The 23,247-nt window shown below is 66.8% G+C and carries 18 protein-coding genes; 12 read left to right on the forward strand and 6 right to left on the reverse strand.

Annotated features, from left to right (window positions below; genetic code table 11):
* Nucleotides 1-131: 131 nt before the first annotated feature.
* The 7 genes from AC3QL2_RS04920 (at nucleotide 132) to proB (ending at nucleotide 7,223) form a co-directional block, all read left to right on the forward strand.
* Nucleotides 132-2,567, forward strand: a complete 2,436-nt coding sequence (locus tag AC3QL2_RS04920) for an EAL domain-containing protein (RefSeq protein ID WP_493232162.1) — start codon at nucleotides 132-134, stop codon at nucleotides 2,565-2,567.
* Nucleotides 2,564-3,763, forward strand: coding sequence for a porin (locus AC3QL2_RS04925; RefSeq protein ID WP_493232160.1), 1,200 nt, complete (start codon nucleotides 2,564-2,566; stop codon nucleotides 3,761-3,763). Before AC3QL2_RS04920 ends, AC3QL2_RS04925 begins: the two co-directional genes overlap by 4 nt.
* Before the next feature lie 5 nt (nucleotides 3,764-3,768).
* Nucleotides 3,769-4,191, forward strand: coding sequence for a hypothetical protein (locus tag AC3QL2_RS04930; RefSeq protein ID WP_493232158.1), 423 nt, complete (start codon nucleotides 3,769-3,771; stop codon nucleotides 4,189-4,191).
* 85 nt (nucleotides 4,192-4,276) lie between these two features.
* On the forward strand, nucleotides 4,277-4,588 hold the full coding sequence (gene rplU / locus AC3QL2_RS04935) for a 50S ribosomal protein L21 (protein ID WP_299863693.1): 312 nt from the start codon (nucleotides 4,277-4,279) through the stop codon (nucleotides 4,586-4,588).
* A gap of 12 nt (nucleotides 4,589-4,600) precedes the next feature.
* Complete coding sequence (gene rpmA, locus AC3QL2_RS04940; protein WP_493232156.1) at nucleotides 4,601-4,867, forward strand: 50S ribosomal protein L27; 267 nt, start codon at nucleotides 4,601-4,603, stop codon at nucleotides 4,865-4,867.
* Between the two features lie 87 nt (nucleotides 4,868-4,954).
* A complete protein-coding gene (gene obgE, locus AC3QL2_RS04945) occupies nucleotides 4,955-6,121 on the forward strand; it encodes a GTPase ObgE (protein WP_493232154.1) in 1,167 nt (388 codons plus the stop codon).
* Nucleotides 6,102-7,223: a glutamate 5-kinase gene (gene proB, locus AC3QL2_RS04950; RefSeq protein WP_493232153.1), complete on the forward strand. Its 1,122-nt coding sequence runs from the start codon at nucleotides 6,102-6,104 to the stop codon at nucleotides 7,221-7,223. Before obgE ends, proB begins: the two co-directional genes overlap by 20 nt.
* A 144-nt stretch (nucleotides 7,224-7,367) precedes the next feature.
* Here the strand turns inward: proB and AC3QL2_RS04955 are convergent, their stop codons facing one another.
* Nucleotides 7,368-8,540, reverse strand: a complete 1,173-nt coding sequence (locus AC3QL2_RS04955; protein WP_493232152.1) for a porin — start codon at nucleotides 8,538-8,540, stop codon at nucleotides 7,368-7,370.
* Nucleotides 8,541-8,857: 317 nt separating this feature from the next.
* Here AC3QL2_RS04955 and AC3QL2_RS04960 point away from each other — a divergent pair, with 317 nt between their 5' ends.
* Genes AC3QL2_RS04960 through AC3QL2_RS04980 form a run of 5 tightly spaced genes read left to right on the forward strand, consistent with a single transcriptional unit; the run spans nucleotide 8,858 to nucleotide 13,976 of the window.
* Nucleotides 8,858-9,313 carry a MarR family winged helix-turn-helix transcriptional regulator gene (locus tag AC3QL2_RS04960; RefSeq protein ID WP_493232151.1) on the forward strand — a complete coding sequence of 152 codons (456 nt, stop codon included), beginning with the start codon at nucleotides 8,858-8,860 and terminating at the stop codon, nucleotides 9,311-9,313.
* Nucleotides 9,306-11,375, forward strand: coding sequence for an FUSC family protein (locus AC3QL2_RS04965; protein WP_493232149.1), 2,070 nt, complete (start codon nucleotides 9,306-9,308; stop codon nucleotides 11,373-11,375). The genes AC3QL2_RS04960 and AC3QL2_RS04965 overlap by 8 nt, the downstream gene beginning before the upstream one ends.
* Nucleotides 11,372-11,578, forward strand: a complete 207-nt coding sequence (locus AC3QL2_RS04970) for a DUF1656 domain-containing protein (RefSeq protein ID WP_493232148.1) — start codon at nucleotides 11,372-11,374, stop codon at nucleotides 11,576-11,578. The genes AC3QL2_RS04965 and AC3QL2_RS04970 overlap by 4 nt, the downstream gene beginning before the upstream one ends.
* A gap of 17 nt (nucleotides 11,579-11,595) precedes the next feature.
* A complete protein-coding gene (locus tag AC3QL2_RS04975; protein ID WP_493232147.1) occupies nucleotides 11,596-12,513 on the forward strand; it encodes an efflux RND transporter periplasmic adaptor subunit in 918 nt (305 codons plus the stop codon).
* Nucleotides 12,510-13,976, forward strand: coding sequence for an efflux transporter outer membrane subunit (locus AC3QL2_RS04980; RefSeq protein ID WP_493232146.1), 1,467 nt, complete (start codon nucleotides 12,510-12,512; stop codon nucleotides 13,974-13,976). The genes AC3QL2_RS04975 and AC3QL2_RS04980 overlap by 4 nt, the downstream gene beginning before the upstream one ends.
* 69 nt (nucleotides 13,977-14,045) lie before the next feature.
* Here the strand turns inward: AC3QL2_RS04980 and AC3QL2_RS04985 are convergent, their stop codons facing one another.
* From AC3QL2_RS04985 to AC3QL2_RS05005, 5 genes are all read right to left on the reverse strand, one after another.
* Nucleotides 14,046-14,360 (reverse strand): c-type cytochrome, encoded by a 315-nt coding sequence (locus AC3QL2_RS04985; protein ID WP_493232144.1) that lies wholly within the window; start codon nucleotides 14,358-14,360, stop codon nucleotides 14,046-14,048.
* 44 nt (nucleotides 14,361-14,404) lie between these two features.
* A complete protein-coding gene (locus AC3QL2_RS04990) occupies nucleotides 14,405-16,465 on the reverse strand; it encodes a thioredoxin domain-containing protein (RefSeq protein WP_493232143.1) in 2,061 nt (686 codons plus the stop codon).
* Nucleotides 16,466-16,627: 162 nt separating this feature from the next.
* The gene (locus AC3QL2_RS04995; RefSeq protein ID WP_493232141.1) at nucleotides 16,628-18,367 is read right to left on the reverse strand and encodes an autotransporter assembly complex protein TamA; all 1,740 of its coding nucleotides are present in this window, start codon (nucleotides 18,365-18,367) and stop codon (nucleotides 16,628-16,630) included.
* Nucleotides 18,368-18,435: 68 nt separating this feature from the next.
* Entirely contained in the window at nucleotides 18,436-22,104 is a 3,669-nt protein-coding gene (gene putA, locus AC3QL2_RS05000; RefSeq protein ID WP_493232140.1) for a bifunctional proline dehydrogenase/L-glutamate gamma-semialdehyde dehydrogenase PutA, read from the reverse strand.
* 103 nt (nucleotides 22,105-22,207) lie between these two features.
* Nucleotides 22,208-23,209: a class 1 fructose-bisphosphatase gene (locus AC3QL2_RS05005; protein WP_493232138.1), complete on the reverse strand. Its 1,002-nt coding sequence runs from the start codon at nucleotides 23,207-23,209 to the stop codon at nucleotides 22,208-22,210.
* Between the last annotated feature and the right edge of the window lie 38 nt (nucleotides 23,210-23,247).

Here is a 23,247-nt window from a genome sequence, read left to right on the forward strand (position 1 = left end):
GGATGCACTTGTCTCAAGCTATTGGCACAATAGTCGAGTACAAGTGAATACAGACCGATCACGCCAGCCATGCACCGGCGAGACCGGCCTTCCACCATCCGAAGCCCCGCCATCCCCCAAGGCCTGACACGATGCTGAGCAAGCTCTCGATCCGCGTCCGTCTGCTGCTGGCCAGCACTGCGGTTCAGGTCGTCATGCTGACCCTGCTGCTGACCAATAGCGGACGACTGATCAACGAGGCGACGACAGCCAGCCTGAGCACCCTCATCACCCAGAACGCCGCGATCCTCAACGTCGTCACTGCCGCCTACGTTCCCCAGGGGCGCTATCAGGATCTGCAGGACGCCCTTGGCGAACTGCTCGGCAGCAGCCATGAAGGCCTGGTCTATGTGCGCATCGCCGATAGCGCCGGGCAATTGCGGGTCCGTGCCGGCATGCCGGAAATGGATACCCTGCCGCCACCGAACGAAGAGAGCGCCGGCAGCCTCGGCAATTACACCGGACACTCGCTGATCCACGTGCGCCGCCCGGTGCTGCTGGAGCACAACCAGGTGGGCTTCGCGCAGTTCGGCGTCTCCGTCGCACCACTGGTGCTGGCCAGGCAACGCATCCTCAACCAGGGCATCGCCATCGCAAGCGCCGAGGTGCTGCTCACGTTACTGCTACTCGGCGCGCTCGGCTACCTGCTGACCCGTAATCTGGGACGTCTGCTGCGCGGCAGCCAGGCCATCGCGGCGGGGCGGCTGTCCCACCGCCTGCCCGAGCAGGGCAACGACGAACTCGCGCAACTATGCCGCCACTTCAACCGCATGGCCGCCGCGCTGCAGTCGCGCATCCAGGAACTCGAGAGCACAGCCCGCCAGCTGGCCCTCAGCGAGGAACGCTACGCCCTCGCCACGCGGGCCGCCAACGATGGCCTGTGGGACTGGGACATCGCCAACGGCAAGACCTACTTCGCCCCGCGCTTCGCCGAGATCCTTGGCCTGTCCTTCAACGCCTTCACCGACGACCAGCGCTCGATCATCGACCACCTCCACCCGGACGACCGGGAGCCCTTCCGCCTGCGCGTGATCGCCCACCTGAAGCGGGAATCCGCCCAGCTGATGGCCGAGCACCGCATCCTTCATGCGGATGGCGACTACCGCTGGATCCTCATCTGTGGCATGGCGGTATACGACCCGACCAGCGGACGCGCAATCCGCATGGCCGGCTCGATCAGCGACATCCATCTGCGCAAGCGCGCCGAAGACCAGCTGATCCACGATGCGCTGCACGACGGCCTCACCGGGCTCGCCAACCGCGCGCTGTTCGTCGAGCACCTGCAGAACACCCTGCGCCACGCCGACCGGGCCACCGACAACCTGTTCGCGGTGCTGCACGTCAATATCGAACGCTTCCACGTGGTGAACGACAGCCTCGGCTATTCTGCCGGCGACGACCTGCTGCGCCTCGTCGCCTCGCGCATCTGCGCACTGGCCCGCCCCGGCGACGTGGTCGGGCGGGTCGCCGGCGACCAGTTCGCGGTGCTGCTCAACGACATCCCGGATGCCGGCGAGGCAATCCGCTTCTCGGAAAACCTGCAGACCCGACTGGCCGTCAGCGCCGAGCTCAACGGCCACCAGCTCTACCCCAAAACACGTATCGGCGTCGTCCTCGGCAGCGGCGGCTTCCACAGCGCGGAAGACCTGATGCGCGACGCCGACAATGCGATGCACCGCTCCCGCAGCAGTGCCGAAGCCTCCATCACGGTGTTCCAGTCGGCCATGCACCAGCAGGTCCTGCGCGACCTGCAACTCGAATCCCAGCTACGGGCCGCCCTCAAGGACCAGCACCTGGTTGCCCACTTCCAGCCCATCGTCGATCTGCGCGACAGCCGCATGGTCGGCTTCGAGGCCCTCGTCCGCTGGCCCCAGGCCAGCGCCCGGCGCATCGGCCCGGACGTGTTCATTCCCGTCGCCGAATCCCTCGGTCTGGTCCATGAACTGGGCATGCAGATGCTCGAACAAAGCTGTGTCTGCATGAAGCACTGGCGGGAGCAAGGCCTGGCCGACGAGAACCTGTCGATCAGCGTCAACCTGTCGGCCCGCCAGCTGACCCAGGCCGACCTGGCCGACCAGATCGTCGCCTGCATCGAGCGCCACGGCCTGCCGCCGGGCGCCCTCAAGCTGGAAATCACCGAAGGCACCCTGGTCACGCGCAAGGAACTGGCCATGCACCAGCTCGGCAAGCTGCGGGCCAAGGGGCTGCGCATCCTCATCGACGACTTCGGCACCGGCTATTCGTCCCTCAGCTACCTGCATTCGATTCCCTGCGACACGATCAAGCTCGACGGCTCCTTCGTCCGCGAGATCGAAACCATTCCCCGCCTGCGCACCATCGTCGAAGGCAGCATCCGCCTGGCGCACGAGCTGGGGATGAGTGTCGTTGCCGAGTGCATCGAAACCCCCAGCCAGGCCGAGATGCTCAGGGATCTGGGCTGCGACTACGGCCAGGGCTACCTGTTTGCCGCCGCCGAACCGGCCGACAAGATCCAGCTGCGGCTCGAAGCCCAGAGAGGTGGAACATGAAGCGCCTGAATATTCTGCTGCTATCGCTCACCGCGGCGCTTGCCCAGGTAGCACAGGCGGACACCCCATCCCCACTGAGCCTGTCCGGCTTCGGCACCCTCGGCGCGGTGCGCACCGACAACGCCGCACGCGCGTTCCGCGCCAACAGTGTCAGCGACTCCGGCGCCGGCGCATCGTTCGACCTGTCGGTGGATTCCGTGCTCGGCGTGCAGGGATCCCTGCAGATCGGCAACCGCCTCGACCTGACCGTGCAATCCGTGGTCCGCAAGAGCCCTACCGGCAGCTACGACCCACGCATCACCTGGGCATTCGCGAGCTACCAGGCCACCCCGGAACTGCTGCTGCGGATCGGCCGCACCCGGCTGCCCTTCTTCATGTACTCCGATTCGCTGAACGTCAATTATGCGAATCCGTGGATCCGGCCGCCGGTCGAGGTCTACAGCCTGAACCCGCTGTCCGACATCGACGGTGCCGACGCGCTGTACCGCCGGCAGTTCGCCGACACCGACGTCGAACTGCATGCTTACACCGGGAACAGCGCGATGAACATCCGCGGCGGTTCGGCCAATCTCGACAAGATCCGCGGCCTGAAAGCCTCCTTCAGCCGCGGCGGCCTCACAGCCCAGATCAGCTATGCCCGGGCGGACATGTCCCTGCGCTGGTCGGACGACCATTTTCTGAGCCTGCGGCAGGCCCTCATCGCGACCGGCCACGGCGCCATCGTGCCGGAACTCTCCGGCACCGACGGCAAGACCAGCTTCATGTCGGCAGCCCTGCAATACGACCAGGACCGCATCCTGCTGATCACCGAAGTCGCGCGCCGCAATGTGGACCGCTACATCGACTCCGCAATTGGCTGGTACGTCACCGCCGGCTACCGGATGGCCAGCTTCACACCCTACCTGACCTTCGCCCGCCAGCGGGAGATCGCGCCGGTCAGCTCCGAGGTCATCGGAACCCCTGCGCTCGATTTGGGTCTGGCAGCCTTCAACGCCGGACGCAACAAATCCCAGCGCAGCATCGGCGCCGGCCTGCGCTGGGACGCCGGACGCAATATCGCAGTGAAGGCCCAACTCGAACGCATCCAGCCCGGTCCCGGCGGACTCGGCATCCTCATGCCCAGCCAGGTCAGCGACTACCTGAAGCCGGACGGGCCGACGCACGTCCTGAGCCTTGCCGTGGACTTCGTGTTTTGAGCCCCATGCGCCCGGCCGGAATCCTCCTCCTGCTCTTTGCCGGCCTGCTCGCGCCGGCCGTGAGCCATGCAGAACTCGTACTGGTTGCCAACGGCCGCAACCCGGCCATCGAGCTCAGCCATGAGCGCGCCGAAAACCTCTACCTGGGCACCACCACCACCCTGGCCGACGGCACCCCCGTCAAGCTCATCGACCTGCCCAACGGGGCCTCGCGCGACGACTTCTATCTGAAGCTCACCGGCAAGAACCCGGCTCAGATCCGCGCGTACTGGTCCCGCCTGGTATTCACCGGCCGCGCCCTGCCCCCCCGGGAAGCCGGCTCGATCGCCGAAGCACGCCAGTGGCTGATCGATACACCCAACCTGGTCGGTTACATGGAGCGCGCCGACGTCCCGCCCGGCGCCCGCATCCTGTTGCGCCTTCCCTGAAGGGCCGGCAAGGTCAGTTTGACGACTGCCCTTTCTTCACATATACTTGCGCGTTCCCTGCAAACTCTTTACTCGGAGTACATCCATGTACGCGGTCATAAAAACCGGCGGCAAGCAGTATCGCGTCGTCGTCGGCGAAAAACTCAAAGTAGAACAGATACCGGCTGACGTGGACTCGCAAATCACTCTCGACCAGGTTTTCATGGTCGGCGAAGGCGAGTCGGTCAAGATCGGCACCCCCGTTGTGGCTGGCGCCACCGTAACGGCCACCGTGGTTTCCCACGGCCGTCACGACAAGATCAAGATCTTCAAGATGCGTCGTCGTAAGCACTACCAGAAGCATCAGGGTCACCGTCAGAACTACACCGAGCTGCGCATCGACGCGATCTCGGCCTAAGGAGAATCCGACATGGCACACAAAAAGGCTGGCGGCAGTTCACGTAACGGCCGCGACTCAGAAAGCAAACGCCTTGGCGTCAAGCGCTACGGCGGTCAATTCGTCCTCGCCGGCAACATCATCGTTCGCCAGCGCGGCACCGAATACCACCCGGGCGAAAACGTCGGCATCGGCAAGGATCACACCCTGTTCGCGCTGACCGAAGGCACCGTTCAGTTCACCGTCAAGGGCGCCAGCAAGCGTCGCACCGTGAACATCGTGCCCGCCGCCGCTGAATAATTTCAGCTCGCGCACGTTCAAAGCCCTATCTGTGGATAGGGCTTTTTTCTTTCAGGGCATCATCAAACGCCCCAACCGGAAGCTCCCATGAAGTTTTTCGACGAAGCCCGTATTGAAGTCATCGCCGGCGACGGCGGAAACGGCGCCGCCACTTTTCGCCGCGAAAAATACATCCCCATGGGCGGCCCGGACGGCGGCGACGGCGGCAAGGGCGGCGATGTATACGCCATTGGCGACCGCAACCTCAACACCCTGATCGATTTCCGCTACAAGCGCACCTTCCTCGCCGAACGCGGCGAGAACGGCCGCGGCGCCGACTGCTATGGCAAGGGCGGCAACGACATCGAGCTGCACATGCCGGTCGGCACCATCATCACGCTGCAGGAAACCGGCGAAGTCATCGCCGACCTGGACCACGACGGCAAGCGCGTGATGATCGCCAAGGGCGGTCGCGGCGGCCTCGGCAACCTGCACTTCAAGACCAGCACCAACCGCGCCCCACGCAAGAAGACGATGGGCCAGGAAGGTGAGCGCAAGAGCCTCAACCTGGAGCTCAAGGTGCTGGCCGACGTTGGCCTGCTCGGCATGCCGAATGCCGGCAAATCCACCTTCATCCGCGCCGTGTCGTCCGCCAAGCCGAAGGTTGCCGACTACCCATTCACGACCCTCGCCCCCAATCTGGGCGTGGTGCGAACCTCTGAGAACCGCAGCTTCGTCATCGCCGACATTCCCGGCCTGATCGAAGGCGCCGCCGACGGCGCCGGCCTCGGCCACCAGTTCCTGCGCCATCTGCAACGCACCCACATCCTGCTGCACATCGTGGACATCGCCCCCTTCGACCCGGAGGCCGACCCCGTCCGCGACGCCCATGCCATCATCGAAGAGCTGCGCAAGTACGACGATGAGCTGGTCAACAAGCGCCGCTGGCTGGTTCTGAACAAGCTCGACCTGATTCCCGACGACGACGAACGCCAGGAACGCATCGTCGCCTTCCTCGAAGCCTACGGCCCGGTAGAGCGCCATTTCGAGGTCTCCGCCATCAGCCGCGCGGGCTGCCAGGAGGTCGTTTTCGCGATCCAGGACATCCTCGACGAAGAAAAGGCCGCCGCCCAGGCTGCCGCCGATGCCGCAGCAGCGGCCCGCACCGCCGCCAGCATCGATGACGAGGAAGAGGCGGACGGCGCTGAGGATATCGACGACGACGAAACCGATTACGAAGACGAAGAAGACGACGATGAGATCCGCAATTCGTAACGCCCGCCGACTGGTCGTCAAGGTCGGCAGCGCCCTCGTCACCAACAACGGCGAAGGCCTGGCCGTCGAAGCCCTGGCCGACTGGGCCCGGCAGATTGCCGCCCTGGCGGCCTCCGGCAAGGAGATCGTCCTCGTCTCCTCCGGCGCCATCGCGGCGGGCATGCAGCGCCTGGGCTGGACCAGCCGCCCACAGGAAATGCACCAGTTGCAAGCCGCCGCCGCCGTCGGCCAGATGGGCCTGGCCCAGGCCTACGAAAGCGTCTTCTCGCAGAACAGTCTGCACACTGCCCAGATCCTGCTGACTCACGAGGACCTGGCCGATCGCACGCGCTACCTCAATGCCCGCTCGACCCTCGTCACACTGCTCGAACTGGGCGTAGTGCCGATCATCAACGAGAATGACACCGTCGTCACCGACGAGATCAAGTTCGGCGACAACGACACGCTGGGCGCCCTGGTCGCCAACCTGATCGACGCGGACGCGCTGATCATCCTCACCGACCAGCAAGGCCTGTACACCGCCGATCCGCGCAAGGACCCGGCCGCCACGCTGATCTCCGAGGACCGCGCCGAAAACACCGCCCTCGAAGCCATGGCCGGCGGTGCCGGCACCGGCATCAGCAAAGGCGGCATGATCACCAAGGTGCGCGCCGCCCAGCGCGCCGCTCGCAGCGGCGCCCACACCTGCATCGCCAGCGGCCGCGAAGCCGACGCACTACTGCGCGTTGCTGCCGGCGACAGCATCGGCACCCTGCTCTACGCCACCAGCACGCCACTGGCCGCCCGCAAGCAGTGGCTCGCCGACCACCTGCAACTGGCGGGCAGCCTGACCCTGGATGCCGGCGCAGTCGAAGCCTTGAAAGACGGCAAGAGCCTGCTGCCGATCGGCGTGATCGCCGTGGACGGCGAGTTCTTCCGCGGCTCCGTCGTCGCCTGCCGCGGAGAAAACGGCAAAGAAGTCGCCCGCGGCCTGATCAATTATGCAAGCAACGACACCCGCCGCATCGCCCGCCACGCGTCCAGCGAAATCGAGGAGCTGCTCGGCTTCTCAGAGGAGCCGGAACTGATTCATCGGGACAACCTGGTTCAGATCGGCCGATAAAACCCATCTAAGCCCCAAAAGCAAATGGCCACCAAACGGTGGCCATTTGCTTTTGGGGCTGCCCTTCACTACACCGAACGACAAGCCCATGAAAAACGGGCACCCGAAGGTGCCCGTCAATTTCCGATTCAGACGAAGTCTGAATTAGAAGGAGTGACGCAGGCCCAGCTGAATACCCTGAACGGTAGCGCCAGTGGTGTTCAGACCGGCAACGCTGGTGGTCGGGTTGATGCCGACAGCGTTGTTGCCGAAGTCGTAACGGGCGTTGTTGTCGTTGTTCAGGTGAGCGTACACAGCCTTAAGCATGGTGCGCTTGGACAGGCTGTACTCGTAACCGACTTCGAACAGCTTGGCGCCGGAGTCGCTTTGGCTGTTGCCGTCAACCTTGACGTCACGAGCAAAGTAAGCCTGAGCCAGCACCTTGCCAGCCGGGGTCACGTTGAAGGTGCCGCCGAGGCCCCAGACGTTCTGGGTAGCAGTGGCGCCGCCGAAGTGGTTGGCACGAGCTTGGTCGAACAGAGCACGCACGGTGGCGATGCCGAAGTCGTAGGAACCACCGATACGGAAATCGGCAATGTTGGTGCCAGCGTCGTTGCCGAGGCTAACAGCGTTGTAGGTCACAGCACCCATGATCGGGCCGTTGGCGTACTTGACACCCACGTCGTAGCCGGTGGTGTTGGCAGCAGCAACGCCGACGTTGTGGAAGGTCTTGTTTTCGTTAGCCACGTAAGCAGCGGTAACGTTCAGGCCGTAGTACGTCGGGGAGACGTAGGCGATGGCATTCTTCCAGCGGGTGTCGAAGATGGACGCGCAGGTGGTGGAACGGTCGCAAGCGCCGCCGCCAGCGTAGCCACCGGTGGAGCTGGTGGTGCCAACCAGGTTGTTACCCAGCTTGCCCAGCAGAGCAGCATTGCCGCCGATGCCGGTAGCGCCAGCGTTGACGTCCAGAGCCACGCCCAGAGCGCGGGTCGGGCCGGTCAGGTTGCCCAGAACCACGGTACCAAAGCCGCTGGCCAGGCCAACGAAGCTGTCACGGCTGGTGGACAGGCCGCCGTTGTTGTCGAAGGAAACACCGCTTTCGTACTGGAACACGGCGGTCAGGCCGTTGCCAAGAGCTTCAGCGCCCTTGAAACCGATGTAGGAAGAGTTGGCGGAAACACGGGTGGTGTTGCCGAGGTCGGTGTTGCCGTTGGTGTTGGAAACACGAACCACGTCGAAGGAGCCGTCAGCGATACCGTAGACGGTAACGTTGGCTTGAGCGAAGGCGCCGGTGGAGGCCAGGCCGGCAACGGCCAGAGCGATCAGTTTCTTTTGCATATGTTTCTCCTCTTGATTGAAGACTGGCACGCGCTGCTTGCGCAGGGCCGACCAATTTCACCTCTCTAACGAGAAGTTGGCCTGCATTGTCAGCGCTTGGCAAAGCCGAGGGCAAGGACAGCGTTGTTTTTTGGATGCGAAGCAGCAATGGAGTGTTGCAAGTTCGCAACACGGAAGACGGAGAGCAGGCGCGCCGTGCAACAGCCGCATGACAAGGCTTGCAGATGTACGGGTTTTACACAGTGTGCGGCACAGCATTAATATAGGAAGCTTGCTATATATTATTAAGCGTCGTTGCAACCGGACCCGTTTCCATCATGGACAAGAACCGAATCCTTCGTGAAGCCGCCGTCACCAGCAACCTGGTCCGCCTGTCGCGCATCTACCGCCGCGCCGTCAACGACGCCGCCCTCGCCCACGGCCTGTCGGACGCGCGTGTGCTGCCCATCATCCACCTGAGCCGCCTCGGCGACGGCGTGCGGCATGGCGTGCTGGCCGAAGACATGGGGATCGAGGGGCCGTCGCTGGGCCGTCTACTCGACCAGTTGTGCCTGACCGGCCTCATCGAGCGACGCGGCGACGCGGCCGACAAGCGGGCCAAGCTGCTGTACCTCACCGAGCAAGGCCACGCGATGGCGGCCACCGTCGAGAAGCTGATCGAGGACCTGCGCAGCAAGCTGCTCGCCCGCGTGGCGGACGAAGACCTGGAGGCCGCCCTGCGGGTCTTTGCCGCCTTCGATGCCGCACTCCATCCCGAGAGCGGCAATGAATAAGCTCCTGACGGCCCTGCGCTTCGAGCGGAGTGCGCTGCTGTTCTCCTTCAACAGCTTCGCGGCGGCCATGCTCGCGCTGTACGTAGGTTTCAGCATCGGCCTGCCGCGGCCTTACTGGGCGATGATGACGGCCTATATCGTCAGCCACCCGCTGGCCGGCGCCGTGCGCTCAAAGGCGATCTTCCGGCTGGGCGGCACGCTGGTCGGCTCGACGGTCGCCCTGCTGCTGGTGCCACCGCTGGTGGATTCGCCGGTGCTGCTGTGCCTGGTGATCTCGCTGTGGATCGGCGCATGCCTGTTCGTTTCCCTGCTCGACCGCACCCCTCGCAGCTACGTGCTGATGCTTGCCGGCTATACGGCGGCGATCATCGCCTTCCCCAGCGTCAATGCACCGGACCTGATCTTCGACGTGGCCGTCGCACGCTTCGAGGAGATCTCGATCGGCATCGTCTGCGCCACCGTCGTCCATAGCCTCATCTTTCCGCGCCCGGTCGGCGGGCCCCTCGTCGGCCGCCTCACCAGCTGGCTGGGCAGCGCCGACCAGTGGGCCCTCGACGTGCTCCACGGGCGCAGCGCCGCCGAAACGGACCGCGAGCGCCGCCAGCTCGCCGCAGCGGAGACAGAGATCCACCTGCTCTCCAAGCACCTGCCCTTCGACACGTCCAACCTGCGCGAGATCACCAACGTCGTCCATGCGCTGCACAGCCGCACGCTGGTCCTGATCCCGATCATTGATGGCCTGAACGACCGGCTCAGCGCACTGCGGGCTGATGGCCATGCGCTTTCGCCCGAGGTCGCTCGCCTGATCGACGCCGTCGCGGCATGGATCTCGGACGGTGCGGACCGTGACCGTGCCGACCCTTTGCTCAGCGAACTGAAATCCGTCGCAGCCGCCACACCCCACGACGCCGACTGGGCCACGCTGCTCTCCGCAAGCCTGCTGACCCGCCTGGTCGATCTCGTCGAAACTCTCGGCGACAGCCACACCCTGCTCGATCACGTACGCCGCAACAAGCCCCTGTCGGCAGAACTAGCCGGGCAGGTAGGCACACACGAACACCGTCCGCTGCACAAGGACTACGGCATGGCTCTGCTGTCCGCTGCTGCCGCCAGCATCGCTGTGCTGCTGTGCTGTGCCCTGTGGATCACCAGCGGCTGGCGGGACGGAGCCGCCGCCGCGATGATCGCTGCCGTGGTGTGCTGCTTCTTCGCGACGATGGACGACCCCAAGCCGACCATCGCCAGCTTCGGCCTGTTCAATCTGGTCGCGCTGCCGATCGCCGCCGTGTTCCAGTTCACCGTAATGCCGCAGATCAGCGATTTCCCGATGCTGGTGCTGGTGCTGGCGCCAATCCTGCTGCCGATGGGCGTTTATATGGCCGCACCGCGCACCCTGGTGCCCGCCATGGCCATGATCACCGGTTTCTGCAACGCGCTGGCCCTGCAGGAGACCCTGAGCCGCCAGGACTTCGCCGACTTCATGAACGTGAACACCGCGATGTTCGTCGGCGTCCTCATCGCCCTGTGGGTCACCGGCTTCATGCGCTCGATCAGCGTCGAGACCAGCGCGCGCCGCCTGCTGCGCCACAACTGGCGAGATCTCGCCCACCACGCCCGGGCCGGCGCGTCGGCCGACCCCATCGCGCTGGCCGGCCGCCTGCTCGACCGCCTGACCCTGCTCACTCCCAAGCTCGCCGCTGCGTCCCAGAGCGGCGAACTGCGCGGCGTCGATGTGCTGCACGACCTGCGCATCGGTATGAACCTGGTCACGCTGCAGAAGGCCAGCCCGAGCTTCGACGTCATCACGCGCGATCTGGCCGAGAGGGCGCTGGCCGGTGTTGGCGAACATTACTCGCAGCGTTCCGCCGGCCGCCTGATGGACGCCCCCGCCAGCCTGCTGGCCAATATCGACCAGGCGCTGCACGCCATCGCCGAACAGCCGGCGTCGACGGCCAAGCTCGCCGGCCTGTCGGCCATGGTCGGCCTGCGCGGCAACCTGTTTCCCAAGGCCGTGGCTTATCACGCCACCGGCCCGCTCTCGATGAAAGGACCTTCCGCATGATCGGGGAACTCAACCTCGACGGCGTCCTGGTTTCGTCGATCCTCGTGTCGACGCCCCTGGCGCTCGTCTGCTCCTTCCTGCTGCGCCGCGTGTTCTCGCTGGTCGGGCTGTACCGCATCGTGTGGCACCCGGCCCTGTTCGACGCCGCGATCTTCATGATCGTCTGGTCCCTCGTCATCCGCCTGCCCATGCCCTCCCTCTGATTGAAGGTGATGCTCCCGTGAAACCGCTCCATCTCAAACTGCTCCGCATCGCCGTCACCCTGGCGGCCGTCGTCCTCGCCCTCTTCGCCTCCCAGCGTCTGTGGGATCACTACCAGGTCGAACCGTGGACCCGCGATGGCCGCGTGCGCGCCGACATCGTGCCGGTCACGCCCGACGTGTCCGGCCTCGTCACCCACGTGGCGATCCACGACAACCAGTTCGTCAAGCAGGGCCAGGAGCTCTTCCAGATCGACACCGAGCGCTACCGCCTGGCCGTCAAGCAGGCCGACGCAGCGGTCGCCACCGTGCGCGCCAACCTCGAGCAGGCCCGCCGCGAAGCCCGCCGCAACGCGCAGCTATCCAGCCTGGTGGCCCAGGAAACCGTCGAACAGAGCCGCGAAAAGGTCGAACTCGGCGAAGCCCAGCTGGCCCAGGCCATTGCCAATCGCGAGCTCGCCGCCCTCAACCTGGGGCGCACGAAGATCGTCGCGCCGGTGGACGGCTACCTCAGCGACCTGTCCCTGCGCTCGGGCAACTACGTGACCGCCGGCAAGCAGGTGCTCGCCGTGCTCGACACCCATTCCTTCCACGTGGACGGTTACTTCGAGGAGACCAAGCTGCAGGGCGTCAAGATCGGCCAGGCCGCCAAGATCCGCATCATGGGCCGCGAACAGGAACTGCGCGGCCACGTGGAGAGCATCGCCGCCGGCATCGAGGACCGCGACCGCGCCAACGGCAACAACCTGCTGCCCAACGTGAACCCGGTGTTCACGTGGGTGCGCCTGGCCCAGCGCATTCCGGTGCGCATCGCCCTCGACGAAGTGCCGAAGGACCTCCAGCTGGTTGCCGGCCTGACCGCCACGGTGGCCGTCGTCGACAAGGACGGCAAGGTCGAAGGCGTCGCCCCGGCAAACAAGGGCGGAGCCGGCAAATGAAAGCCCTGCACACCCTTGGCGTGGTCGGCCTCGCCCTCGGCCTGGGCGCCTGCACCACGGTCGGCCCCGACTACCACCTGCCGGCAAAGGCCGTCGTCAACCTGCCCGCCGCCCAGGGCGCCTTCATCGGCAGCAGCAACGCCAGCGTCCGCAGCGAGCCGCTGCCCGCCAACTGGTGGAAGCTCTACGACGACGCCACGCTCAACGGCCTCATCGAAACCGCCTTTGCCGCCAACGCCCAGCTGCGCGTGGCCTCTGCCAATCTGCTGCGGGCCCACGCCATCGTCGCCGAGGCCGAATCGGCCAGCGAGCCCGGCGGACGCCTCAGCGCCGCGGTGGCCCGCGAAAAGGTCGCCGGCCAGGCCTACCTGCTGAACGAGAGCATTCCGCCGATGAACCTCGGCATCGGCGGCCTCGCCGCCTCCTACCAGCTCGACCTGTTCGGCCAGTTGCGGCGCCTCACCGAAGCGGCCGAAGCCGACGCCGAAGCCAGCCAGGCCGCCGTCGACCTGGTGCGCGTCAATATCGTCGCCGACGTGGCCCGCGCCTACGTCGAAGCCTGCTCGGCCGGCTACCAGAAGCAGGTCACCGAACGCGCCCTGCAACAGCAGGAAGACAACCTCCGCGTCGCTCGCAAGCTGGTCGACGCGGGGCGCGGCACGGTCACCGACGTGACCCGCGCCAGAGCCCAGGTCGAGCAGATCCGTGCCTCGCTGCCGACTTACGATGCCCGCCGCAGCACCGCACTGTATGCACTGGCCGCGCTCACCGGCCGCCCGCCGGCGGAGTTTCCGAAGGCCGTTGCGAGCTGCATGCAGCTTCCCAGACTGAACGCACCGATCCCGGTCGGCGACGGCACCGCGCTGCTCAAGCGCCGCCCTGACATCCGCCAGGCCGAACGGGCGCTGGCCGGCGCCACCGCGCGCATCGGCGTGGCGACGGCCGCCCTCTACCCCACGGTGTCCATCGGTCTGAGCGCCGGTCTTACCGGCCTTCTCCACGACCTCGGCCAGCCCGACACCCGGCGCTGGGGCATCGGTCCGCTGATCAGCTGGACGATTCCCGGCGGCACCGAATACGCCCGCATCGAGATCGCCAAGGCCGGCGCCGAAGCAGCCCTCGCCCACTTCGACGGCGCGGTACTCGGTGCCCTGCGCGACACCGAGACCGCACTGGCCGTCTATGCCCGCGAACTCGACCGCAATGCCGCGCTGCGCACCGCCCGCCAGGACGCTGCCGAAGCGGCCCACCAGGTGGAAACCCTGTACCGCGGCGGACGCGCCCCCTACCTCAACGACCTGGACGCCCGACGCAACCTCACCAGCGCCGATGCCGCCCTCGCCGTGTCGGACAGCCAGCTGGCGCTGGATCAGGTCAACCTGTTCCTGGCCCTCGGCGGCGGCTGGGAGCAGGCGTCGAACAACAAGCCAGGCCATTCCGCCGAGGCCGCCGGACACCACTGAGCGGGCGGGACAAGGCAAAAAAAACCAGCCCGAAGGCTGGTTTTTTTTTGCGACGGCAAAGCCGGCGACTTACTTCTGGCTGAGCACCCAGGACACGAGGGTCTTGGCTTCGGCCGGAGTGACCTGCGGGTTGGGGGGCATCGGGACCTGGCCCCAGACGCCGGAACCACCCTTCTGGACCTTCTCGACCAGCTTGGCTTCGGCGGTCTTGTCGCCCTTGTACTTGGCAGCCACGTCCTTGTAGGCGGGGCCGACGACCTTCTTGTCCACAGCGTGGCAGGCCAGACAGTTCTTGGCCTTGGCCAGATCCATACCGGCATCGGCAAAGGCGGCGGACGTGCCCATCAGGCCGGCGATGGCGGCGACAGCAACGAGTTTCTTCATTGTGATCCTCTCGAGTTGTGTGGCGGAAAAAAGCTGCGCGGAGTCTACGCCCCGCCTTCGGGTTTGCCAATTGCCGCGAGAGCGGGATCAAGCGCCGACCAGGCAGCAAACGGAGGCAGACAAGTAACGCCCGAGCACAGCCAAGCGTTGACGGCCTCCCCGGCCGGCTTGTCGAGTACCGGCGGCAGGTCGGGCACGCCCGGCGGCAGCGCCACACACAACAGGCCGGGTCGATAGCTTCCCGCCACCCGACGTGACCACTCGGGCAGCGCACTCGACGCCCCCCGCAGCACCAGCAGGGGCGGCGGCTGCAGATGCTCGGCCAGCGCCACGGCGAGGCTCGCGAAGCCCATAGGACTGGCCACCAGCGCGGCGTGGAAGGCCTGCAGCGTGCGCTCGGTAGCGGCCAGATAGCGCGTCTCGCCAGTCAGGTGGCCGAGCCGCCCAAAGACCTGCGCGGCGATGCCGTTGCCGGATGGCATCGCGTTGTCGTGGCCGCTCTTCGGACGATGGATCAGCGCTTCATGATCGTGGCGGGTGAAGAAAAAACCGCCGCCGGCCCGGTCCTCGAAGGCATCGAGCAGCACGTCGGCCAGGTCTTCGGCGAACTCCAGGTCCTCCGGCCGGTAGGCCGCCTGCAGGTTCTCGATCAGCGCGGCGATCAGCAGCGCATGATCGTCCAGGTAGGCGTTCAGATGGGCCCGCCCGTCCTTGTAGGTCGCCAGCAGGCGGCCATCCTGCCAGAGGGTCCCGCGGATGAAATCGATGGCCTGCGTCGCCGCCGCCAACCAGTCGTCGCGGCCGAAGATGCGCGCTGCGTGGGCCAGGCCGTGGATCATCAGCGCATTCCAGCTGACCAGCAGCTTGTCGTCGCGGCCGGGACGCACGCGGCCCTCCCGGCGGGCGCACAGCTTGGCGCGGGCCCGCTCCAGCACGGCCTCCGCGTCGGGGAGCGTCATGCCGAGCTTGTCGGCCACGCCGGCGAGCGGTTTCGCCACGTAGAAGTGCCAGTGCGTCTCCTCGAAGTTGGGCGGCCGCGCCACGCCGTAGTGCTGGGACAGCACGCGGTACTCCAGATCGTCGAGGCATTCGCGCACCTCGGCTTTGTCCCACACGTAGAACTTGCCCTCCTCGTGTTCCGAGTCGGCGTCCAGCGACGACGCGAAACCGCCTTCCGGCAGGCGCATCTCCCGCAACACCCATTCGACGGTGCGCTCGGCAACCCGGGCGAACAGCGGCTCGCCGGTGAGCGCCCAGGCATCGGCATACAGCGCAAGCAAGGGCCCGTTGTCGTAGAGCATCTTCTCGAAGTGGGGAATGTTCCACCAGCCATCCACACTGTAGCGGGCGAAGCCGCCGCCCAGTTGGTCGAAGATGCCGCCTTCGGCCATGCCGCGCAGGGTTTTCAGCGCCATGTCGCGGGCCGCCACGTCGCCGGTGGCGACAAAACGGCGCAGCAGGAAATCCAGGTCGGCCGGGTGCGGGAACTTGGGCGAGCCGCCAAAGCCGCCGTGTTCCTCGTCAAAGGTGGACGCCAGCCCCTCCTGCAACGCACGCAGCGGCGCGCCGCTGAAATCCGACGGATGGGTGCTTCCGGTCGTCTCGCTGCGGGCCAGCGCGGCGCGCAGGCCGCGGTTCTGTTCGTCGATGGTCTGACGCTGGGTCGTGAAGGCTTCATGGACCCGCTGCAGCAGATCCGGGAAACCCGGCAGGTTGTAGCGCGGCTCCTTGGGGAAATAGGTGCCGCTGAAGAAGGGGCTGCCGTCCGGCGTGAGGAACACCGTCAGCGGCCAGCCGCCGCCACGCCGCGCCAGCATCTGGTGGGCGGCCTGGTAGATCTGGTCGAGGTCGGGCCGCTCTTCCCGGTCCACCTTGATGTTGACGAACAGGCGGTTCATCACCGCGGCCACCTCAGGGTCTTCGAAAGACTCATGAGCCATCACGTGGCACCAATGGCAGGCCGAGTAGCCGATGGACAGCAGGATCGGCCGATCTTCCCGGCGGGCCAGGTCGAGGGCCTCCGGGCTCCACGGCCACCAGTCCACCGGGTTGTCGGCATGCTGTTGGAGGTAGGGTGAGGTTTCGTGCTGCAGTCGGTTGGGCATTGGGGGGCTCCCGCTGGGTTTTGTCGGCTTTGTAGGGCGTCGTGCGTTGGAGCCCCGGTCCAAGCAAAAGTTGTGCAGTGTGTGTCAAGGAGACGTCGGGCCGACCCGGTTTCCGCGTCCCCCGCGGGGGACGGGCCGGACTGCGCCCGGCCCTGGGGGCGCTCAGAAAGCGATGGCCACCGCGAACTGCAGGCGCACCCGATGGTCCCGCTGGCCGTAGGCAAGATCCAGCGCGATGGGCCCCGCCGGGCTCTTCCAGCGCGGGCCGAAACCGTAGCCGAAGTTCATCTTGAACAGCTGGCGCTCGTCGTTGGCGTTGCCGGCATCGACGAAGGTCGCCACGCCCCAGTCGCCGGAATACCAATGCACGTACTCGGCGCTGGTCACCGCCAGATAGCGCCCGCCGACCGTGGCGGTGCCGTCGCGCACACCCAGGCTTTGGTAGGCGTAGCCGCGCACGCTCTGGGCGCCGCCGGTGCGGAACAGGAAATCCTGGGGCACGCCGTCGCGGGACGGCGCCACCGTAACACCGCCCTCCGCCCGCAGGATCAGCACGTCACGCCTGGCCACCGGCACGAAGAGCTGATAACGCCCATAGAAGCGTGCGAAATTGCGGTCGGACAGCAGCATCTGGGCCGCGCCGCCCACCTGCAGGTTGAGCACCTGGCCATCCCGCGGGTCGAGGATGTTGTCCACCGCCCGCCGGGTCCACGACCAGTTGGCCGCCAGGGCTTTGCGGCTGGACGGCAGGCTGCCGTCGGGGGTCAGGGTTTCGCGCTGGAAATTGAGGGACAGACGATTCTCGATGTTGCCGCGCGGAATGGTGCGCACCACACCGATGGACTGGCGCTGGGTCTGCAGCCCGGAGATGTCGGTGTGCTCGGCCAGCGCACCGACGCTGTCCAGATAGCCCGCCGAAGACGGCGGCAGAAACACATCCGCGTAGCCGAGCTGACGGCGCTGTTCGAGGCGGATGCCGCTGACAAGGTTGTAGGCGCGGTCGAAGAAGTGAGCATCCCGATAGGTGGTTTCGATCCGGTAGCCGGTGTTGCTGCTGGCACCGACACCGAAACCGAGGCGGCGCGGCAGGGCTTCGGTGAGCTGGACGCGCACCGGCACCATCTCCGGCGTGGCCGACTCGCGGTCCACATCGACCACCACCGAGGCGAAGTACGGCGTGTTCTGCAGCGCCGTCTGGAAGCGCAGCAGGCGGTCGAGGCTGTAGGGTTCACCGGCCTTCGGCGGCTGATAGCGCTCGATCAGCGACGGCTCGTAACTGCTGAGGCCGGTGATCTCGATCTGCCCGAAACGGAAGACGGGCCCGGAGTCCACATCGACCGACAGCGTCGCGCTGGCCGTCTCCGGGTCGATCAGCGCATGGCTGGCGGTCATGCTCGCCGCGGCGTAATCGCGGGCGCCCAGCGCGTCCATCAGTTGCTGCTTGGCGGTGTCCCAGTCGGCCTGCCGGAAGGGATGGCCGGCGGGCAGGCCCCAAGCCGCCTTCAAGGCCGCGATGCGCGCCGGGCGCTCGCCTTCGGCGCGGCTCACGTCGCCGCTGAAATGCAGGTTGACCTGGCCGATCGTGGTCCGCCGCCCGGGCGTCACGACGATGCGGAAGACCCCGCCCGCCTCGGCGCTCTCGATGGACGGGGAGAAATAGCCTTCGGTCGCCAGAATCTCGCCGATTTCCTTGCGCGCCCGGCGCAGGATGGCCACCCGCCCGCCCTCGTCCAGCCCGCCTTCGGGCCGCTGCTCAAGGAAGTCCACGTGTTTTTTGAGCAGGGCCTGCAATTCATCCGGAGCCTCCAGCTCGACACGGGTGTCGACGGCCTGCACCCAGGCCGCCGCCCCAAGGGCGAGGCAAGCGAACAGCAGGCGAAGGGCGAATGGACGGCGCAGCACGGGGCAAATTCTAGCAGCCCCTTCCAGCAGCCCCTATTCCATCCGCGTTCTGCCGCTGGCGCCATGTGCTACCCATCCCCCATCCGCAGCAAGCCGGTGTTACCGCCCGTCGCCGAGGTATTGACGGTGACGCAACGCTCGTGGACCAGGCGCTCCAGCGCGTAATCCGGAGCGGGGGCGAGGAAGGGCAGGATCGCACCGCCCCTCTCAGCGAACACTTTCCGCCAGCGCGCCGTATCCTCCGGCGGCAGGTCCGCCAGCACGGCAAGCCACACGCAGGTGAGCACATCCGCGCTGGGCTCGACCCAGCTACGAAGCACCTCCGGCAGCGACGACAACCAGGCTGCCGCAGCCTCGTCCTCCGCCGGGAACAACAGGCGATTGTCGGTGGCCAGCGCGGCGGCCAGTTGGTGCAACCACGCCTCGGGACGGTCTGCCAGCCCCAGGACGGCACCACGGGAATGGAAATGGAGCGTATTGCGCTCCCCCGTCGGGCCAGGCAGCGACAGGCTCAGGCCGGCCAGGGATGACCGACGATAGGTGGCAATCCGTTCGCGCAGTCCAACTTTGATCGACTCGTCAGGCAGGGACAGTACTGGCCCCGCCAGCCAGGCATCCAGCACATCAAGCGCCGGCCTTGCCGGACGCGGCAGATCCGGCAAGGGTGGCAGCGCCCTGCGCACGAGACGGCGCAGGCTCAGGGGCCCGCCGGCCTTCGGCCCGGTGCCGGACAAACCCTCGCCGCCGAAGGGTTGCACGCCGACCACCGCACCGATCATGTTGCGGTTCACATACACGTTGCCAACCGGCATGCGCCGGACGATGCGCTCGACAAAGGCATCCACCCGCGACTGGATGCCCAGCGTCAGCCCGTAGCCGCTGGCCGCCAGCATGTCGAGCAAGGCGTCCAGTTCGTGCGCCGCGTAGCGCACCACATGCAGCACGGGGCCGAAGACTTCCCGTTTCAGGTCGTCCGGCGCATTCAGCTCGATCACCGTCGGCACCACGAAATGCCCTTTCAGGCAGCCATCCGGCAGGCTGCAGGCCAGCACCGGGTAGCGGTTGGCGCGCATGGCATCCACGTAGGCGTCGATCTGCACGCGGGCGGCGGCATCGATCAGCGGGCCCACGTCGGTGGCGAAGTCGTCGGGGCGGCCGACGCTCAGTTCGGCCATCGCCCCGTCGAGCAGGTCGAGCACATGGTCGGCGATGTCCTCCTGCACGCACAGCAGGCGCAGCGCCGAGCAGCGCTGGCCGGCGGAGTCGAAGGCGGAAGCGAGCACATCGGCGACAAGCTGCTCCGGCAAGGCCGTCGAATCGACGATCATCGCGTTGAGGCCTCCGGTTTCGGCGATCAGCGGCACATCGCCCCGGGCCGCCAGCACCCGGTGGATGGCTGCGGCGACCGCTGTCGAACCAGTGAACATCACGCCGCAGACACGCGGGTCGGCCACCAGGCGCGCGCCGACGGTTTCGCCCGGCCCGGGCAGGCATTGCAGCATCGGGCGCGGCACGCCGGCCTCATGCAGCAGCGCCACAGCCCGGTCGGCGATGAGGGGCGTCTGTTCGGCGGGCTTGGCCAGCACCGGGTTGCCGGCGGCCAGTGCGGCGGCAATCTGCCCGACGAAGATCGCCAGCGGGAAATTCCACGGGCTGATCGCCACCACCGGCCCCAGCGGGCGGCTGCCGGCCAGATCGCCGGCGCGCAGGCGGCTGGCGTAGTAGCGGCAGAAGTCCGCCGCCTCGCGGACCTCGCCCTGGGCGGCGGCATAGGTCTTGCCGGCCTCCCGCACGATCAGCGCCACCAGCGCATGGCTGCGTGCCTCCAGCGCCAGGGCCGCCCGCTCCAGGCACAGGGCGCGCTGTTCCGGCGCGTCCGCAGCCCAGCCCGACGCGTGGGCGGCGGCCGTCTGCAGTGCCACCTCCACGTCCGCCATGCTGGCCCAGCGCACCAGGCCGACCACTTCGTCGAGCTGCGCCGGGTTGCAGACCGGCCGTTCGTCGGCCCTGTCGATCCCATCACTCACCTCCGCCGCGATGCGCGGCCCCACCTGCGGAACGTCCGCCCGGCTGTGTTCGAGGGCGCTCAGGAAGGCCCTCCGCACCCCGGCCGCGGCCAGGTCGAAACCACGGCCGTTGCGGCGTTCGGCGTACAAATCAGCGGGCAGCGGGATCAGCGGATGGGGCCTGCCGCCGCTCGCCAGCACGCCGGGCAGGGGATCGGCCACCAGCATGGCCAGGGGCACCGCTTCATCCACGACCCGGTTCACAAAACTGCTGTTGGCGCCGTTTTCCAGCAGGCGCCGCACCAGGTAGGCGAGCAACGTGGCGTGGCTGCCCACCGGGGCATACACACGGACCGGACGGCGCAGGGCCGGGTCCTCCGCCAGCGCGATCTGCTGGAACAAGCTCTCGCCCATGCCATGCAGGCACTGGAACTCATAATCACCAGGGTGGAAGTTGCCGCCGAGCTCCAGCACAGCCGCCACGGAGTGCGCATTGTGTGTGGCGAACAGCGGGAACAGTGCATCCGGCGCCGCCAGCAGGGCGCGGGCGCAGGCCAGGTAGGCCACGTCGGTATGGACCTTGCGCGTATAGACCGGGTAATCGGCCAGTCCATCCTGCTGCGCTCGCTTGATCTCTCCATCCCAGTAGGCGCCTTTCACGAGGCGCACCATCAGGCGCCGGCGGTGACGGCGCGCCAGCGCCACCAGCCAGTCAATGAGCGCCGGCGCGCGCTTCTGGTAGGCCTGTACGACAAAGCCCAGCCCCTGCCAGCCGGCCAGTGCCGGGTCGGCAGCCAGCGCCGCCAGGACGTCGAGGGACAGTTCGAGACGGTCGGACTCTTCCGCGTCGATGGTCAGGCCGATGTCCTGGGCCTTGGCCAGCAGACACAACTGGCGCACCCGCGGCACCAGCTCGCGCATCACGCGCTGGCGCTGGGACCAGCCATAGCGGGGATGCAGGGCCGACAGCTTGATCGAGATGCCGTTGCCCTGATACACGCCGCGCCAGCGGCCGTGGGCGCCCACCGCGTGGATGGCCTGGGCGTAGGCCGCTGCATAGCCGGCCGCATCGTCCGCAGTGACAGCAGCTTCGCCGAGCATGTCGAAGGAGTACAGATAACTTGCCGCGGCGCCGCTGGCGGTGCGCTCCAGCGCCTCGTGGATCGTCTGCCCGACGACGAACTGCTGGCCGACGAGACGCATCGCCCGCTCCATCGCCTCGCGGACCAGCGCCCCGCCGCTTCGCTGCAGCAGGCCGAGCAAGGCGCCCGGCATGCGCCGCTCCTCGTCGGGCGTCAGCAGGCGGCCGGTCAGTGACAGGCTCCAGGCCGCCGCATTGACGAACAGGGACGGACTGCGCCCGATGTGGGCCGCCCAGTCCCGGTGGCACAGCTTGTCGCGGATCAGCGCGTCGCGCCCGGCCGCATCGGGAATGCGCAGCAGCGCTTCGGCGAGGCACATCAAGGCCACGCCTTCGTTGCTGTCGAGGGAGAACTCGTTCATCAGCGCATCGACGCCGGTGGCCCGGCGGCGCGTGCTGCGTACGCTGGTGGCGAGGGATTCGGCAAGCGCCGAGATGCGCGCGGCCTGCAGTCGGGGAAAGCGGGCTCCGTCGATCAGCGGCGCCAGCGCCTCCGCCTCCGGTCGTCGGGCGGCGTCTTCGATCCGACGGCGCAAGGCGGCCAGGTCGGCATCGGAAGACAGGCATGAGGGGTCGAACGGCGCGGTCATGTCATCACCAGGCGAGAGCTGCGTACGCCCGGTTCGACCACGGCCGGAGAAAACGATTCAACCGGACCCGCACACGGGCCCGGTTTTCAAGCAGGAACGGCGGTCAGCCTTCCAGGTGGTAGCGGGTCACCAGCTCCACTTCGTTCTTGGAGCCGAGCACCACCGGCACACGCTGGTGCAGTTTGGTCGGCTGGATGTCGAGGATGCGCTCGCGACCGGTGGTGGCGGCGCCACCGGCGGCCTCGACGATCATCGCCATCGGGTTGGCTTCGTACATCAGGCGCAGCTTGCCGCCCTTATCCTTCATCTTGCTGTCGAGCGGGTACATGAAGATGCCGCCGCGGGTCAGGATGCGATGCACGTCGGCCACCATCGAGGCCACCCAGCGGGTGTTGAAATCCTTGCCGCGCGGGCCTTCCGTGCCTTCGCGCAGTTCACGCACGTAGCGCTGCACCGGCGCTTCCCAGAAGCGCTCGTTGGAGCCGTTGATGGCGTATTCCTTGGTGTCCTCGGGGATCGTCATATACGGGTGGGTGTAGATGAAGCTGCCCATTTCCCGATCGAGGGTGAAACCATGCACGCCGTCGCCGACGGTCAGCACCAACTGGGTGGACGGGCCATACACCGAGTAGCCGGACGCCACCTGAGCGGTGCCAGGCTGCATGAAGTCCGCTTCGGTCGGCGCGCTGACGCCTTCCGGACAGCGCAGCACCGAGAAGATCGTGCCGACCGAGATGTTGACGTCGATGTTGGACGAGCCGTCGAGCGGATCGAACAGCAGCAGGTAGGCGCCCTTCGGGTATTCGCCGGTGATCGGACGGATCTCCTCGACTTCTTCCGAGGCCATCGCCGCCAGGTGGCCGCCCCATTCGTTGGCCTGGATCAGGATGTCGTTGGCGATCACGTCCAGCTTCTTCTGGGCCTCGCCCTGCACGTTGTCGCTGCCGGCCTCGCCGAGCACGCCGGCCAGGGCGCCCTTGGACACATTGACGGCGATGGCCTTGACGGCACGCGCGACGACTTCGATCAGCAGGCGCAGGTCGGCGCCCATCAGGCCCTTGCGCTGCTGTTCGATCAAAAACTGGGTAAGCGTGACTCGACGCATGACTCGATTCTCCGGAATTGCCTGTGAAAGTACGGATT

It is taken from the genome of Zoogloea sp. GW822-FHT05C07, from assembly GCF_058800215.1.

Coding starts and splice junctions, on each gene's coding strand:
- AC3QL2_RS05005 (WP_493232138.1), bottom strand. CDS start 23,209: ATGCGTCGAGTCACGCTTACCCAGTTTTTGATCGAACAGCAGCGCAAG.
- putA (WP_493232140.1), bottom strand. CDS start 22,104: ATGACCGCGCCGTTCGACCCCTCATGCCTGTCTTCCGATGCCGACCTG.
- AC3QL2_RS04930 (WP_493232158.1), top strand. CDS start 3,769: ATGCGCCCGGCCGGAATCCTCCTCCTGCTCTTTGCCGGCCTGCTCGCG.
- proB (WP_493232153.1), top strand. CDS start 6,102: ATGAGATCCGCAATTCGTAACGCCCGCCGACTGGTCGTCAAGGTCGGC.
- AC3QL2_RS04960 (WP_493232151.1), top strand. CDS start 8,858: ATGGACAAGAACCGAATCCTTCGTGAAGCCGCCGTCACCAGCAACCTG.
- AC3QL2_RS04925 (WP_493232160.1), top strand. CDS start 2,564: ATGAAGCGCCTGAATATTCTGCTGCTATCGCTCACCGCGGCGCTTGCC.
- AC3QL2_RS04920 (WP_493232162.1), top strand. CDS start 132: ATGCTGAGCAAGCTCTCGATCCGCGTCCGTCTGCTGCTGGCCAGCACT.
- rplU (WP_299863693.1), top strand. CDS start 4,277: ATGTACGCGGTCATAAAAACCGGCGGCAAGCAGTATCGCGTCGTCGTC.
- rpmA (WP_493232156.1), top strand. CDS start 4,601: ATGGCACACAAAAAGGCTGGCGGCAGTTCACGTAACGGCCGCGACTCA.
- AC3QL2_RS04970 (WP_493232148.1), top strand. CDS start 11,372: ATGATCGGGGAACTCAACCTCGACGGCGTCCTGGTTTCGTCGATCCTC.
- AC3QL2_RS04990 (WP_493232143.1), bottom strand. CDS start 16,465: ATGCCCAACCGACTGCAGCACGAAACCTCACCCTACCTCCAACAGCAT.
- AC3QL2_RS04980 (WP_493232146.1), top strand. CDS start 12,510: ATGAAAGCCCTGCACACCCTTGGCGTGGTCGGCCTCGCCCTCGGCCTG.
- AC3QL2_RS04985 (WP_493232144.1), bottom strand. CDS start 14,360: ATGAAGAAACTCGTTGCTGTCGCCGCCATCGCCGGCCTGATGGGCACG.
- obgE (WP_493232154.1), top strand. CDS start 4,955: ATGAAGTTTTTCGACGAAGCCCGTATTGAAGTCATCGCCGGCGACGGC.
- AC3QL2_RS04955 (WP_493232152.1), bottom strand. CDS start 8,540: ATGCAAAAGAAACTGATCGCTCTGGCCGTTGCCGGCCTGGCCTCCACC.
- AC3QL2_RS04965 (WP_493232149.1), top strand. CDS start 9,306: ATGAATAAGCTCCTGACGGCCCTGCGCTTCGAGCGGAGTGCGCTGCTG.